The 16,159-nt window shown below is 39.8% G+C and carries 13 protein-coding genes and 1 pseudogene; 7 read left to right on the top strand and 7 right to left on the bottom strand.

Annotated features, from left to right (window positions below):
• Window positions 1-289: pseudogene (locus tag BTN98_RS07485) on the top strand (hypothetical protein); the annotation flags it as partial.
• A 45-nt stretch (window positions 290-334) separates the two neighbouring features.
• On the opposite strand, the gene BTN98_RS07490 reads toward BTN98_RS07485, so the two are convergent.
• Both BTN98_RS07490 and BTN98_RS07495 read right to left on the bottom strand, forming a co-directional pair.
• Entirely contained in the window at window positions 335-1,468 is a 1,134-nt protein-coding gene (locus BTN98_RS07490) for an endonuclease/exonuclease/phosphatase family protein (protein ID WP_231730727.1), read from the bottom strand.
• A 98-nt stretch (window positions 1,469-1,566) separates the two neighbouring features.
• Window positions 1,567-2,058: a hypothetical protein gene (locus BTN98_RS07495; RefSeq protein ID WP_061000144.1), complete on the bottom strand. Its 492-nt coding sequence runs from the start codon at window positions 2,056-2,058 to the stop codon at window positions 1,567-1,569.
• A gap of 267 nt (window positions 2,059-2,325) precedes the next feature.
• Between BTN98_RS07495 and mobB the strand changes: the two genes are divergently transcribed.
• Window positions 2,326-2,853, top strand: coding sequence for a molybdopterin-guanine dinucleotide biosynthesis protein B (gene mobB / locus BTN98_RS07500; RefSeq protein WP_061000140.1), 528 nt, complete (start codon window positions 2,326-2,328; stop codon window positions 2,851-2,853).
• Window positions 2,854-2,968: 115 nt separating this feature from the next.
• Here mobB and BTN98_RS07505 read toward each other — a convergent pair whose 3' ends face one another.
• The gene (locus BTN98_RS07505; protein WP_061000138.1) at window positions 2,969-3,982 is read right to left on the bottom strand and encodes an META domain-containing protein; all 1,014 of its coding nucleotides are present in this window, start codon (window positions 3,980-3,982) and stop codon (window positions 2,969-2,971) included.
• 232 nt (window positions 3,983-4,214) lie between these two features.
• Here BTN98_RS07505 and BTN98_RS07510 point away from each other — a divergent pair, with 232 nt between their 5' ends.
• Window positions 4,215-5,540 (top strand): rhodanese-like domain-containing protein, encoded by a 1,326-nt coding sequence (locus BTN98_RS07510; RefSeq protein WP_061000136.1) that lies wholly within the window; start codon window positions 4,215-4,217, stop codon window positions 5,538-5,540.
• Between the two features lie 99 nt (window positions 5,541-5,639).
• Here the strand turns inward: BTN98_RS07510 and BTN98_RS07515 are convergent, their stop codons facing one another.
• The 3 genes from BTN98_RS07515 to BTN98_RS07525 form a co-directional block, all read right to left on the bottom strand.
• The gene (locus BTN98_RS07515) at window positions 5,640-6,548 is read right to left on the bottom strand and encodes an aldo/keto reductase (RefSeq protein ID WP_061000135.1); all 909 of its coding nucleotides are present in this window, start codon (window positions 6,546-6,548) and stop codon (window positions 5,640-5,642) included.
• Window positions 6,549-6,693: 145 nt separating this feature from the next.
• On the bottom strand, window positions 6,694-7,620 hold the full coding sequence (locus tag BTN98_RS07520) for a M15 family metallopeptidase (RefSeq protein ID WP_412779395.1): 927 nt from the start codon (window positions 7,618-7,620) through the stop codon (window positions 6,694-6,696).
• Window positions 7,621-7,694: 74 nt separating this feature from the next.
• Complete coding sequence (locus BTN98_RS07525; RefSeq protein ID WP_061000134.1) at window positions 7,695-8,147, bottom strand: RNA-binding S4 domain-containing protein; 453 nt, start codon at window positions 8,145-8,147, stop codon at window positions 7,695-7,697.
• A gap of 408 nt (window positions 8,148-8,555) precedes the next feature.
• Between BTN98_RS07525 and fusA the strand changes: the two genes are divergently transcribed.
• Both fusA and BTN98_RS07535 read left to right on the top strand, forming a co-directional pair.
• Entirely contained in the window at window positions 8,556-10,643 is a 2,088-nt protein-coding gene (gene fusA, locus BTN98_RS07530; RefSeq protein ID WP_061000133.1) for an elongation factor G, read from the top strand.
• A gap of 247 nt (window positions 10,644-10,890) precedes the next feature.
• Complete coding sequence (locus BTN98_RS07535) at window positions 10,891-11,352, top strand: GNAT family N-acetyltransferase (RefSeq protein ID WP_061000131.1); 462 nt, start codon at window positions 10,891-10,893, stop codon at window positions 11,350-11,352.
• A gap of 51 nt (window positions 11,353-11,403) precedes the next feature.
• On the opposite strand, the gene torS is transcribed toward BTN98_RS07535, so the two are convergent.
• On the bottom strand, window positions 11,404-14,319 hold the full coding sequence (gene torS / locus BTN98_RS07540; RefSeq protein WP_061000128.1) for a TMAO reductase system sensor histidine kinase/response regulator TorS: 2,916 nt from the start codon (window positions 14,317-14,319) through the stop codon (window positions 11,404-11,406).
• A 148-nt stretch (window positions 14,320-14,467) separates the two neighbouring features.
• On the opposite strand from torS, the gene torT reads away from it, so the two are divergent.
• On the top strand, window positions 14,468-15,538 hold the full coding sequence (gene torT, locus BTN98_RS07545; RefSeq protein ID WP_061000149.1) for a TMAO reductase system periplasmic protein TorT: 1,071 nt from the start codon (window positions 14,468-14,470) through the stop codon (window positions 15,536-15,538).
• A gap of 157 nt (window positions 15,539-15,695) precedes the next feature.
• Complete coding sequence (locus BTN98_RS07550) at window positions 15,696-16,154, top strand: methylglyoxal synthase (RefSeq protein WP_061000126.1); 459 nt, start codon at window positions 15,696-15,698, stop codon at window positions 16,152-16,154.
• The last annotated feature ends 5 nt before the right edge of the window (window positions 16,155-16,159 follow it).

The following is a 16,159-nucleotide window of genomic DNA, read 5'->3' on the forward strand; positions in this document are numbered from 1 at the left end:
GATGCGCTTACTCTATAACCACCTTCGCCTTACTTGCACGCAAGGCACTGTTAATAAAATTAAAATTCATTATGACAATGGTGAGTTTCAGCAATTTAGAACAAAAGGCTTAATGACACAAAATAGCACTAGCCCACCAGAATTACTTGATTATCCTGATAGCAAAATTACCGCAATTGAAATCAACTTTCATAGCCTAGGTAACAAACGATTATCAATCGTAGGCATAACCCCCAAAGCTATCATTGACGTTTGGGGGAAAGAACAACAGCCGATCATCTTTAGTTAGCAATAATATTGACGTATAACGTCACTCGTTGCTGACATTATGCGGTTATGCAATCGAACTTAATTCTATATCAACCCATACTAAACGATGATCAGAGCCGGCTGTTGGCTTCTCGCGACCTTTATCATCAACTATCAATTGCCGTAATGGGTGCTTTTTTGAAGGCCAGAACACGCCGCTGCTTAATACGGTTAAATTAGCTGAAGGCAACACATAATCTAAACGCATACCCCCTAAATGCGTCCATTCATTACTCCTTCCTTTACGTCGCTGCCATGGTTGATATTCACTACCACCAACACTTTTAGGCGTTAACGGCCCATGACTCACTTGTTGATAAATACGAGTATGATTAAGCAAATGTTTAATCGGCGCTTTTAAACCATCCCCATCAACCACATCAGCATTAAGATCACCTAATACGATAAATGCTTGCTCATGGCTTAAACCACCACGATTTCCACTATCGTCTTCTAAATAATCAGCATTATCGAGAATATCGCAAACTAATTGAATTTCATCATGATTACGTTTGGCATTACGCCGTTCCGGCCCATCAAATACCGGTGGCGTCGGATGACAACACACAAGATTAATTATTTGCTGATCACATTCAATAGGTACAATAAGATGATTTTTAGAAGATAATCGTAATATATCGATGGCTTCATCACTGTAAAAATCACGGGGAATTAATGCATTAGGCATTTTATTCCATAACATATGTTGCCATGAACGAATATTTTCATTTTGGATTGGATACTTAGACAATAATACAAATCCAAAATTTCCATGAAAATGGCCGAATCCCATTCCATCTGCAGGTAATGAAATGACACCGTCATTATTTAAATCAACCTCTGTTAGCAATCCAGTATTGGTTGCAGGACATAAGCGGTATGGATATTCGATAGGATGTTGATCATATTGGCCTATAGATAAGTAATTATCACAGAAATTAGCCAAAGCTCCATCATCCCCTCCGGCCCCAAGATGGTCAAACTCACATAGTAGTATCACATCAGGTGCAGCATGCTGAATAATGGCAGCTAAACGTCGTAAACGTGGATTATTAAGGCCTGTGGTTATCGCTAATATTTTTTCAGACTCTGTATCAGACATCGAAATATTAAACATTGCAACACGAAGTAATGACTGATAATTAGATACAGATTTCACTTAACATTCTCATATACTTATACTTTCATTACACATATTGTAATAGCCATTGTTCATTCAACCAATAACAAACACACCAATGATTACGCTAAATAAGCCTAACGATTACCGACTAACGAATTTAATGCCAAACGAATTTGTTTTGCATCATGACTTGCTCGATGCCGCACAGGGCCTTGTCGCTCAAGCGCTAATTGAAAATGCACACGCTCAATACCATTATGTTGCTTTAACCAACAACAAATCTCTGTCAGCATAAATGAAGGTCGCATATGTGCAGCATGATACAACCGACCTAACCAAAATAAATCCCATTCACTGTCGCAAAAAACCAACTCATATTGCCCAAGTACCGCATTGAGGTGTCGGCAAACATCAACCACTTGCTTACCATTAGTTTCTAATTCAGAGCGGGGGATTTTATGAATATGTGACTCGGAAAAAGCATCCCAATACACCCACTCATCGCTAGCAGATAAAGGGTTAATCAACAAACTATTATCGATACCACTAGGCAATGAATATCCTACTTCTATTGGATAAGAAAATTCGGATAATCCTGATGCTTCAAAATCTAACGTAGCCCACATATACACTCCCTGTTAGGAATATCATATTAATCACTTGTATCTATGAATTTGATAGTATTTATTAATAACAAAAAGCTCAATACAAGCTAAATGTAGACCGTTAGCTCATTATCACCAAAAAATACGAGGTTAATTTTTTTATTCAACGGTTATAAATCATGTTTATTTGGATAAATATCTTACATATCAATAAATACGTGCTGTTAATAGGTGTTCACTTTTGTAAGGTATATAATAGCAAAAGAATCAATATCAACGGGTCTCATAATGATTACATCTCCTACACCGATACTGGGTTTCGCTGGATTTAGTGGCTCAGGAAAAACCACCCTTCTTGAACAACTTATCCCTTTACTTAAACAACACCATTTAAGGATAGGATTACTCAAACACAGTCATCATGATATTGATCCCGATGTACCAGGAAAAGATAGCTATCGTTTACGCCATGCTGGTTGCAGTCAAACCTTACTCGCCACCAAATCACGTCATATGCTGTATTTTGAATACCCGCAGGCAGAGCGCCAAGATCCTGAATTAACTCATTGCTTAAGTCAGCTAAATCATGACTTATTAGATCTAGTCTTAATTGAAGGTTTTCGTGATCAACCATTTCCCAAAATAGAAATTCATCGTCCGAGCTACGGTAAACCATTACTTTACCCAACGGATAACACTATTTTGGCGTTTGCAAGTGATCACCCCGCACCTATGGATTGTGATTTACCGCAATTAGATTTAAATAATCCACACGCTATTTGCCAGTTTATTCTTGAGTGGTTAGCGAAAGGATAATTATAACTATCATATAAAAACCGCAGATAAATATACTTTAACGAGAAAAGAGACAACACTCAGCTGCGGTTTTTTAAATAGAACAAATTATCATGCTAACAGCTAAAAATTACGGCTACTTTTTTAGTGTTGAAAAGATCATCACTCCGGTATGATGATTTACTTGATATGTAAGAGCCAATTTCCCCGCAAAATAAGTAAATTGAGTCACATTAGTTAATTGTTCTAAATAACGTTTTTGGTAATGTGGAGCTAAAGGAGCGCTACACGTCCGTGTTGTTACGGCCGCATGTTGGCCTAAGACCTTAATTGAACCTGGCGGTAATAACGGCTTAACCGTGATGGTATAGTTATTACAATCAACCATACCAACAAAATGACCATTGATATAACGTAAACTTATTTTGCTGCTATTTGACACCGGATCACCGTAACGCCAACTCTCAAGCTGCCATTCAGTGTTGGCTAATATGGCAGGGGTCAATCTCACGATCGGTTGATGGCTGGGAGTTTCGACTAATTTATTTTGTTTTAATATCCAAATATGACGAGCGACATCACCAGGACAACAAGCTGGATCATTCTTTCCTGCTTGTATAACATCGACAATTATTTGATGGTTTTTAATCATCAATCCTTTAACACGCACTCGATCACCAACATAGTGGGTGGCAATATTAACGAGCTTATTATGTTGATAAGCCATTACAGCAATATATAAATATTGACCACTTCCCCCTGGTGAATAATTAAGTAACACTACTGCCATAGGATCATTATTCGCAGTTAAAGGGCCTATCGCTATCAAATCATTTAATAACATCACTTGTGGCATCACATTCCCCCCAGGCTGATAGGGTTCACCTGCCCACAAGCCTTGTCGTAAATGAACAGTACCACCAATTGAATCAATACCTTGATAATAAGCCTGCTGTAACACAGGTAAGGAATAATCGAATGATTGGTCGTTACTGCTCGGCCTAAGATCGGTGGTATAGGTAGTTAATGAGGAAGATGGCTTTTGTTGTAATTCGATAACATGAGAACCTAATGTTGTTATCTCTGCTGCCATTATTGTTGAGCTATAAATAGCAAATAGACTCATAAATACAGAGATAAAACGTTTCATAGATGTTCCTTTTTAATACATTAACACGATATCTCATCGATCGATGATGCTGTAATATATTTCTGACACAAAAGACTCATAATAGTTCCTTTATAGATATCAACATCGTATTTTTATACAGCTCTTAGAAGTCGAATAGCTTATAAATAACCAAAATCCAATTGTATTACCTTTTTAAATCGTTAAAATGCGCACTTGTTTTTGACGATCACCAAGGTGATTAGGTTTAATCATGCTCATTAAAATAACTGCAATAGCGACATTATTACTAACATCAAGTGTTTCATTTGCCAGTCCATCTTCTCCCTTAAAAACCGCAACATTTGAACAACTTGCTCAGCAGCAAGCACAAACAGCACCACTGCAAATTATTGATTGTCGTAACAGCAATTTTTATAACGGTTGGCCAGAAGCCCAGCAACAAAATGGAGGCCACATTTCAGGTGCTGTTAACATCGATGCGAATTGGCTAAAAACGTTAGATACTGCAGCTTTTCAAACCTTATTGCATGATAAACACCTTAAATCTGACCTGCCAACATACTTATATTGCTCAGCAGATAAAGCACAGCAATTAACTACTGCCTTACAGAATCAAGGTTACCACTCACTAACCACGATTGATCAACCACTCGATGACTACCACGGTAAACTTATTGCGTTACCTCACTTTCAACAGCTGGTGCCAGCATCATGGTTAAATGATCTTATTACTGGCAAACACCCACGCTATGCACCAAAGCATGGTTATAAAGTGGTTGAAGTAGAATGGGGCCCCCCAGCGAAATATTTACTCGATCATATTCCTGGAGCCTTATACGTAAATACCAACACTATCGAATCCAAACCATGGTGGAATAAGGTAAGCAACCAAGCATTGGCACAAGTTATTGCAAATCTCGGTATCCGTTATGACACCACGGTTATTCTCTATGCTCGCAATAATATGTCGGCTGCACGCTTTGCTAACTTCTTAATGTATGCAGGTGTTAAAGACGTGCGATTATTAAATGGTGGCTGGACAGCATGGTCTGAAGCTGATTATCCCACAGAGCATTTACCTAATTACAATAAAACCCCGGTTGCATTTGGTGAAAAAATTCCAGCAAACCCACAATATTTAATCGATACTGCGCAAGTGAAAGCATTGTTGAAAAAACCCGTTAATCAACAATCTGTTGTTAGTGTTCGTACATGGCCAGAATATATTGGCGAAACCAGTGGTTATGATTACATTAAGCCTAAAGGCCGTATTGAAGGAGCTAAATGGGGGCATGCAGGTTCAGATTCTTACCATATGCAAGATTATCTTAATCCCGATCAAACTATGAAAAGCGGTCATGAAATTACTGCTCAATGGGCAAAATGGAACATTAAACCAGATCAGGATGTCGCATTTTTCTGTGGTACAGGTTGGCGAGCATCAGAAGCATTTTTCTTTGCTCATATTCTCGGTTGGAAAAACATCAGTGTTTACGATGGCGGTTGGTATCAATGGAGCGCCAATAAAAACAATCCAATCGCAGAAGGACCTATTACTCCTGCAAGCGTGCACTAAGTAATTAGCCCACTAGATACAACAACGGCAGTGCAATACGCCTTAAACAATCGCTGTATTGCCTGCCATTTTTAAACTCGTTAACAATACTGATATAATTTATGGCACGCCGTGACCTTTTGACGCCACCCAAACACGATAAAACTGCTCACGTGACAAACTAAAATTAAGGGCTGCAACTGCAGATCTTACTCGCTCAATATTCCCCGATCCCATAATAGCTATTGGATGTGATGGCAAACAACGAATCCAAGCATAAATAACTTGATCGATACTATCAGCACCAATTTCAGCCGCAATTTCAGTTAACGTCGCACGAACTCGAATATGTTGTTCACTACTACCATTAAAGATATCACCGCCAGCTAAACACGACCATGCCATTGGACGAATACGCTTCATTTGCAATTGATCAAGCGTACCATCATGTGCCACCTCAAAATTAAGTGGATTAATTTCTACTTGGTTGGTCACTAAAGGTTGATCAAGTCGTGATTGCAGTAAATCAAATTGCGCAGGAGCAAAGTTTGATACCCCAAAATTATTCACTTTTCCTTGTTGCTTTAACTCAGCAAACGCTGCTGCAACTTCATCGGCATCCATAAGCACATCGGGACGATGAATTAACAGCAAATCAATATTCTCAATCTGTAAATTAGCCAATGAGTTATTAACTGACTCAGTAATATGCAACTTACTGGTATCATAATGGTTAATACGACGTTGAGGGTATTTAGTATTACACAAATTTATGTCGCATTTGGTCACTATTTGTAATTGCTGACGCAAGCTTGGCTTTAATGCTAATGCTTCACCAAATAACGTTTCGCATTGATAGCCACCATAAATATCAGCGTGATCAATCGTGGTGATCCCCAATTCAAGGTGTTGCTCTAAAAAAGCCAATCGTTGTTGTGTTGTCATGCCCCATTCAGCTAAACGCCAATAGCCTTGCACTAACTCTGAAAATTGTAATTGCTGCGCAACCATTGTCACTTGATTAACCATTGAAACCATCCGTTGTTAATTAATGCTGATTAGCGACCATCCTAGAAGCCTCCATGCACAGCCGCAAACACATTTATTAAAAACAAAGTCTGCAAACTAAAAATCATGACTTAGGCAGCAACTTATTAATAAATGCCTTGCTAATTTAGCGCTTAACACAAATAGCAGAGCGAACAGGTTGAAGATTTATCGCACTCATCACCCGCTTTGGATCAGCACTATAAGCTTTATTTAATGATTTGACTGATAACTTACTTTTTAAATATTCAGTGTAATCATTGAATTTATAATGGCTATAAGCGGTCGGGTACATTTTGCTGCAACTCTCATACCATGCGACATAACGCTTAAAAAATAATGCCGCTTGCGCAGGCGTCATTTTACTCATGGTTAACGCCATATCTTTGGTTAACTGAAAATGTTGATAATCAATGGGAGAGTCCCAAAATCCGCCCCAATATTGAAAGCCATTACGGGCAAAAATATCAATGACGACTTCAGCCATACCTCGACTATCTGGCTTACTAAAACGGTAACTGGCGCGGTTGGCATAACGCGTCCCTTGGGTTGGACTGAATTTAGCATTGCCATCACCACTAAACGTCACAAATGGATTTTGCAGTGGATTAATATCTATCGCAGCACCATAAGCATGTAAGGATAAGTTGCCCGTGCCTGCGACTGGGCGATAATTAAAAGCCGAGGTATTATTAGCGGTCATCGAACGAGTATCATTACCGCCATAGATTTCAATAGGTACTGCTTTATGTATAGGAAAACCTTGCTGATATAAAGCATCAAATATTTTTCCCACATACGGTGCAACAGCATCCATTACAACCAATTGACCATTGGCATGCGCTTTACCAGTAAAGTCACGGTAATTGAAGGTAACTTTTTTAAGTCGTTGGCAAGGCACTGGTGCCGCCGCAGCCATAACGCCAGCTTTGGTCATCGCTTGGCATTCAGCTGTCGATATCGCACTAATTTGAGCAGCACTGACTGAAAAAGTGGTACTTACTGTAGCTGCCACCAATAACATCATCGGTATATGACGATAAGAAATGATCATCTTTGAAGGCCTGTCTATAAAATAGTGATAAAAAAGACGTGCCTTTGCACGCCTATCAATAGAGTATCAATACATTAAAAGCTGATAGGCTTCCGCCCCGTTGCTGTATCTGCTTTCTTATTGGCTTTTTCTGCTTCTTTTTTAGTCACCGAGCGATTCTTGCTGGTTGATGGGGTGGCTTTATTTTTTTTAGCTTTTACCGCTGGTGTTTTTTTATCTTTTTTAGCCGGTTTTTCTATAACAGCTACTTGAGATGTTTTCTGCTCTCTAACTTGAGGTTCTTGCACCGGTTGATCACAAATAACTACGAAATATTCGCCATTAAACTCTATCACGTCACCATCATAGATTTTACAACGCTTACGTAATTCAATTTCACCATTTACAGCAACATAACCTTCGGATATAGCATATTTAGCTTCCCCACCGCCACTGACCAGATTGGCAATTTTAAGCACTTTATAAAGTTCAATTGGTTGTACAGAGACTTCAACTTCCAGCGCTTCTACTTCTATTTCTTCAGACATTTTGTACACTCAAATAATAAAACAGGAACTGACTTAAATTCTACCTCACTACCAAACATAAAGTGAAACAAATGATAGATTCCAGCTTAGTTACTATTTTTTCAGATCTAAGCTGTAAAAAATCCATTTTGTCCATTTTTATTGACACTTAAACATCACTACTATTTAACTCTGCAGCATTAAAAGTTCACTAAAATATCCTCAAATCGACTTACAATAATAATCAACCTCGGCTAATCTTGGTTTTTATCACCGTTATTTGCTCGGATCTTCGTCAACAGGTATGCTACCTAGGGCAAAAAGCAAGCGAATAACTATTTTATTACACATGGCTATGTTCTGATTAGCACAACTAGTGCTATAATCCGCGACCTCACATGTGACAGTAATTGTTTATAGAGAAAAACAATGACAGATTTATCTAAATACAGAAACATCGGTATTTTCGCGCACGTTGATGCGGGCAAAACTACTACTACAGAGCGTATCCTTAAGCTAACTGGCCAAATCCACAAGATTGGTGAAGTTCATGACGGTGAGTCAACAACTGACTTCATGGAACAGGAAGCTGAGCGCGGTATTACTATCCAGTCAGCAGCAGTAAGCTGTTTCTGGAAAGATCACCGTTTCAACGTTATCGATACTCCTGGACACGTTGACTTCACAGTTGAAGTTTACCGTTCTCTTAAAGTACTTGATGGCGGTATCGGTGTATTCTGTGGTTCTGGTGGTGTTGAACCACAATCAGAAACTAACTGGCGTTACGCGAACGAATCAGAAGTTGCTCGTATCATCTTCGTTAACAAACTAGACCGTATGGGCGCAGATTTCTTCCGCGTTACAGATCAAGTTAAGAAGGTACTAGGTGCTACTCCACTTATCATGACACTTCCAATCGGTCGTGAAGATGATTTCGTTGGTGTTGTTGACGTTCTAAACCGTCAAGCATTTGTATGGGATGACTCAGGTCTTCCAGAAAACTACGAAGTTCTACCAGTTCCTGAAGACATGGTTGACGACGTTGAAGCTTACCGTGAAGAAATGATCGAAACTGCTCTTGAGCAAGACGACGACCTTCTAGAAGCTTACATGGAAGGTGAAGAGCCTTCTATCGAAGACATCAAGCGTTGTATCCGTGCTGGTACTCGTACTTGTACTTTCTTCCCAACGTTCTGTGGTTCAGCATTCAAAAACAAGGGTATGCAACTTGTTCTTGATGCGGTAATTGATTACCTACCTTCTCCAACAGAAGTAGACCCACAGCCGTTAACTGATCCAGAAACTGGTGAGCCAACTGGTGAAGTTGCAACAGTATCTGTTGACGAACCATTCCGCGCACTTGCGTTTAAGATCATGGACGACCGTTTCGGCGCCCTAACTTTCGTTCGTATTTACTCTGGTAAGCTAAACAAGGGTGACACCATCCTTAACTCTGCTACTGGTAAAACTGAGCGTATCGGCCGTATGGTTGAGATGCAAGCGAACGACCGTAACGAACTTACTTACGCTCAAGCTGGTGATATCATCGCTATCGTTGGTATGAAGAACGTTCAAACTGGTCACACTCTTTGTGATATTAAGCACGAGTGTACTCTTGAGCCAATGATCTTCCCTACTCCAGTAATCTCAATTGCTGTAACGCCTAAAGATAAAGGCGGTTCTGAGAAAATGGGTATCGCGATCGGTAAAATGGTTGCAGAAGATCCATCTTTCCAAGTTGAAACTGACGAAGAAACTGGCGAAACAATCCTTAAAGGTATGGGTGAGCTTCACCTAGACATTAAGGTTGATATCCTTAAGCGTACATACGGCGTAGACCTAATCGTTGGTCAACCTCAAGTTGCTTACCGTGAAACTATCACGAAGCCAGTTGAAGATAGCTACACGCATAAGAAGCAATCTGGTGGTTCTGGTCAGTTCGGTAAGATCGACTACGTAATGAAGCCAGGTGAAGTAGGTTCAGGCTTTAAGTTCACATCATCTGTAATCGGTGGTAACGTTCCTAAAGAATTCTGGCCTGCAATCGAGAAAGGCTTCAAGGGCATGATGGACACTGGTGTTCTAGCTGGTTTCCCTGTTCTTGACGTTGAAATCGAGCTTCTTGATGGTGCATTCCACGCAGTCGATTCATCTGCAGTAGCATTTGAAATCGCAGCGAAAGGCGCATTCCGTCAATCTATGCCTAAAGCTGGTGCGCAACTTCTTGAGCCAATCATGAACGTTGACGTATTTACTCCAGAAGATCACGTTGGTGATGTTATCGGTGACCTTAACCGTCGTCGTGGCATGATCAAAGACCAAACTGCTGGCGTAACTGGTTCTCGTATTAAAGCTGACGTACCACTTTCAGAAATGTTTGGTTACATCGGTACTCTACGTACTATGACATCAGGCCGTGGTCAGTTCTCTATGGAGTTCTCACACTACGCACCTTGTCCTGCTAACGTTTCTGAAAAAGTAATCGCTGAGCAGAAAGAGCGTAACGCTAAGAAGTAATTTTTAATTACTCTAAGTGATACCTTAACCCCGAGGACTTTGTTCTCGGGGTTATTTTTTATCGGTACTTTTGATCTATATAACTTATCCTCCCCTCTTTTACCTTCCTTGTACAGCCTCATCACTTCCCTTCACTACAAGGTTAAGCCACACTTTCGTTCATTATAACAATCAGCTTTATCGCTAAAATTACTAGGTAAAAAATTCACTTAATCGTAAAGTAATGCTTTCACCAATGACGACATCTATGAATATCATTATTGATGACTTACAAAGGCCTGCAGTTCAGGCGTTATTACAAGCACACTTAACCGATATGAATGCCACTGCACCAGCAGAAAGTGTGCATGCATTAGATCTAACCCAACTTCAGCACCAGGATGTGACTTTTTGGTCTATCTGGGATCAACACCAATTGGCTGGATGTGGTGCAATAAAGCACTTAAACACAACCACGGCTGAAATAAAATCAATGCGAACAGCTGCTGCATTTCGAGGCCAAGGTGTAGCTTCACTATTACTGCAACATATTATTACTTATGCAAAAATGCATGGCTATCAGCAACTAAGCTTAGAAACAGGTTCAATGGACTTCTTTACACCATCACGTGCGCTTTACACTAAACATGGATTTATTGAATGCCCACCTTTTGCTGATTATCAACCAGATCCTCATAGCACGTTTATGACACTTAATCTGTTGGCATAAAAAAGAACGCCGCGGCGTTCTTTTTTATTATCTCACGATGTGCGAGCAGTATTAATCATCAAGAAAGGTTGTGGCTAACGCTGCGACAGAAGCATCAAACACTTGCTGTAATGGTGCAACCGCTAAGCTCTCTATTGAGCCTTCTTGCGCTGATTTTTCAAACGTTAAACATAGCTGATGTAATTGCATTAGTCCCATCGTACCTGATGCACCTTTAAGTGTGTGGGCTTGTTTGGCAACTTCTGGTAAATCATTATTTGTAATAGCTTGTTGTAACGCTACCAGCGTTTTACTTGCCGAATCACCAAATAAGCTAATTAACTGCTTTACTTGTGCTGCACCAAGTACTTGTAAATCACTGCCTAAAACAGATTCTTTTACAAGGGGTAACGCCTCGTCAATTTCTGTAAGTTGTGGTTTTTCTTCACCAGCACCTTTTTCAATAACCACTCGCTTATCCCCTTTTAAAATACTGTTCATCGTCTCGATAAGTTGCTGCTCAACCAATGGCTTTGGCAAAAATCCTGAAAAACCAGCATTGAGATAAATTTCAACTTCCTCTCTAAATACATGGGCAGAGAATGCCACCATCGGGGTCGGCTCTTGCCACGACGCATTGTTAGTACTATCGATACGGCGTAATTGATGTAACAACGTAATACCATCAGTATCCGGTAAATTAATATCAAGTAACGCTAAATCAAACTGCTCTTTACGATAATATGCCTCAGCTTGTGCACCATCTTCAGCAATAACCACAGTATGACCCAATCGCTTCAGAAATCCCTCTGCAACCATGCAGTTCACTGGATTATCCTCAACCAAAAGAATATGTGCTGCAGGTACAATAACTTGATTAGCATCGGTACTTAATGCTGCCTCGCCAGGTTCTAAAGGTAAAGCAAACCAGAAGCAACTTCCCTCACCAATGACTGAATCAACGCCAATCTCGCCATCCATCGCAGCCACGATATGTTTACTGATGGCTAAGCCAAGTCCTGTACCTTCAATCGATTTACGCCCCGCTTCTGCTTGTTGGAAGGCATTAAATAATAGCGTTTGCTCACTGGTATCAATACCGATCCCTGAGTCTTGAACTGAGAACAGTATTTCATCAGGCATATCAGGGTGTGACTGCACATTGATGGTGACTTTACCAGTATCTGTAAATTTAATCGCATTACCGACTAAGTTCACTAGTACCTGTCGAATACGGCTTTCATCACCAAACCAAATCGCATCAGCTTCTGGCTCAATATGATATTCAAACCCAATTCGCTTTGCTACAGCACGTCCATGAAGCATATTAAACACATCAACAACCATACGTTTTAAAGCAAAATCGCTTGGTCTAATATCTAAATGCCCAGCTTCAATTTTAGAGTAATCTAAAATATCATTGAGAATATCAAGCAGGTTTTCACCACTACGGTTAATCACATCTAAATAGCGTTTTTGTTGACTACTTAAATCTGTATCGGCGAGCAAAGACGCAGTTCCTAACACACCATTCATTGGCGTTCTAATTTCATGACTCATGGTTGCTAGGAATGCTGATTTAGCTCGATTGGCTTTTTCTGCCTCATCGCGAGCTTTATAATGATTGTACACTTCTTCGTTTAAACGACTATTAATCAGCTCTAACTCACCAGTTCGTTTAGCCACTAATCGTTCTAAACTCGCTTTATGCTGTTGTAATTCCTGTCTAATTTTAGCTTCTGCTTGTGCTAATCTATAACGCTCATTAGCAGTATCACGCGCCACTAAAATCGCTCGTCCCATTTGCGCTAACTCATCATCACCATCAACATCAAGTTGAATACATAAATCCCCTCGAGTTAGCGATAATAAAGCGCGGCTATAACGGTTAATACGACAAATAACCTGCATGTACACTATACGCCACATGATCAACACCAATGCTAATAAGCCAATGGCTGAAATGACAATCAGCGTATTACGGGCAACGGTGAGAGTCTGATCAACTTGCTTAACTGCCTGTTGAGTATTGACATTAGCTGCTGCTATTATTTCATCAACAGTATTATTTAACTGTTGAAATAACACTAAATTTTGCTGATCTAATCGCTGTACATCCTGCTTCGCATAAATTAATTGCTCACCAACACTAAACAGTAAATCACCGCGCTCAAGCTTAGCGGTTTCTTTCATTAACTGTTCTGAACGACTAGGATCCTCAACCGATTTAACCCGATGACTAATAATATTAACGGCATTATTAAAGCGTGTTTTTAATGCCACTAGCGATTTAATATCAATAATACGTTCAGATTCATCTAACATATTAATCACTTGTAATGATAAAAATCGCAATTCAAATAACCGCTCAGATAAGTCCATATCGACTTCAACTAAGCTATCAAGGGCATTATAAACAGCCGGTTTATTATTAGCGGCGACTAAATCATAAATCCGTGACACGTTCGCCACAGCAATCGTATTTGCATTCGCCACTTGCGATTGAGATAAGTTATCAATTTGATGTGTCGCCTTAGTCATTGCCGCTGTTAACTGATCCAGTTGACTTTGTAAATCTATCTGTCTTCCCACCAGCAACCCAAGTAAAGCTAAATTATCGACAATGCGCTTTACATCACCTTCTAATTTCACCATTAACGGCTGATCAAATGAGTATTTTTCCAGTGCGCGTAAACTGCGATTTAGAGCTTCGATATGAATCGTTAAGGCACGCCCTTGTTGCATCCGTTCTGATTCAAGTTTCGATTTCGCCAATACTTGAGCATTAAAAATAATCCGCGAACTCAAATCCGATAATTTTCTCGCTTCAGCTAAAGCAGGTACTGCGGAATTAATCACGGTACGCTCAGTTTGAGCAACTAACGAAAAGCCTGCTACACCGATCATAACGGCAATGATCATCAAGCCAGCCATAGCAGAAAAGGCCAACAACAATTTGGTTCCGATACCTTTTCGAGTAAACGTCATAAATAGTCTCTATCTCATAAATCTTGTTTAGAATGGTGAATTGCCACGCTAAATATGGCTTGTGCAATACTGGCTATTTCACCAAACACAATAAAACGGTACTATTTTGCCAGCGATATGGCTTTAGACCTAAATAATGTTGGTAACAATGCGCATTTTATTTTTTATTTTAATGATTTTATCCACTCAATCGGTGTTTGCGCTAGAGGTGATCTCATATCAACCTCCTTTTCAAACGGACAAAAAACCGACAAAAATTCAATACTCCTTTTTAACCTCGGTCACAAAACCGTGGAAAGTCTGTGCAGTGTACCCACATTTAAAAGATTCTTATTGGTTGTCGATCAATTATGGAATGGTTGAGCAAGCAAAAAAACTCGGTATTACCCTAAAAGTGCTTGAAGCTGGCGGTTATAGCAACCTTGATAAACAACAGAGTCAACTAAAAGCTTGTCACCAGTGGGGGGCTGATGCCATTATTTTAGGCACGGTAGATGCGCAAGCCTATAACGGTAAGTTATCCTCTCTAATTGGTAATACTCCGGTATTTTTAATGACCAATAATATTGATTTTTCTGATCCTGATATTCGTCAGCATGTAAAAGCAAAAGTTGGGGTTAATTGGTACGATATGGGTAAAGCTGCGGGGACTTATCTTGCTAAATTACATCCTAAAGGTTCTGGTAAAGTACGTATTGCTTGGCTTCCTGGGCCACAATTACGTGGCGGAACTAAACCTGTTACTAAAGGTTTTAAAGCCGCGATAGCCAATAGCGATATTGAGATCGCCACCACATTATGGGATGACAACAGTAAAGAACTACAACGTAATTTATTACAGCAATTATTTACTGACTATAAAAACATTGATTATATTGTTGGTGGTGCCGTTGCAGCTGAAGTCGCAATCAGTGAATTACGTACTAATCATATTACCGATATTAAAATTGTATCGACATATCTAAGTCATGGTGTTTACCGTGGTTTACGTCGCCATAAAATTTTATTTGCGCCCACTGATAAAATGGCAGAGCAAGCGCGATTATCAATAGATCAAACCGTGCGTTACCTCGAGAAAAAGCCAATGGTACTCGATATATCACCATTAATTGTTGATTTAACCCCTCAACACTTACCTGCAACGGTGATTCGTAACTCATTATCACCCGCTGAGTTCCGCCCATCATTCTATGTTAATGACCATCATATCAGCCGATAACCTTAAATAAACTGGGGCCTATAAAGATTAATATCAATAATTTATGGGCCACCACTAATTTTTAGCCTAATCTGATTTACACCCTGTCTAGTCTTTGATACTTATAAGTCTTATCACCTAGCTTCATCAAGATTTACTTGAGATTAAAAGGACGTTCATGATTACTACTACTCGCACAATGGCAGCTAAAAAGAACATTGCTCTCGTTGCTCATGATAATTGCAAAACGGCATTACTGCGCTGGGTGAAAGAACACCAACAAAAGTTAGCTAATCATGTCCTTTATGCAACGGGCACAACCGGCCATTTACTCGCAAAAGAAACAGGGTTACCAATTACTTGTTTAATCAGCGGCCCGATGGGAGGCGATCAACAACTGGGGGCATTAATATCAGAAAGTAAAATCGATATGATGATTTTTTTCTGGGATCCACTCAATGCAGTACCACACGATCCTGACGTAAAAGCATTACTACGTATTTCTGCGGTATGGAATATTCCCGTTGCAACAAACCGTGCCAGTGCGAACTTTATCGTCACGTCTCCTTTGCTTGATAAAGAAATTGCTATCGAAATTCCAGATTACGATGCTTACCTAAAGCAGCGCCTAGATTAACTATC

The organism is Photobacterium aquimaris (assembly GCF_002954455.1).
Lineage (GTDB): Bacteria > Pseudomonadota > Gammaproteobacteria > Enterobacterales > Vibrionaceae > Photobacterium > Photobacterium aquimaris.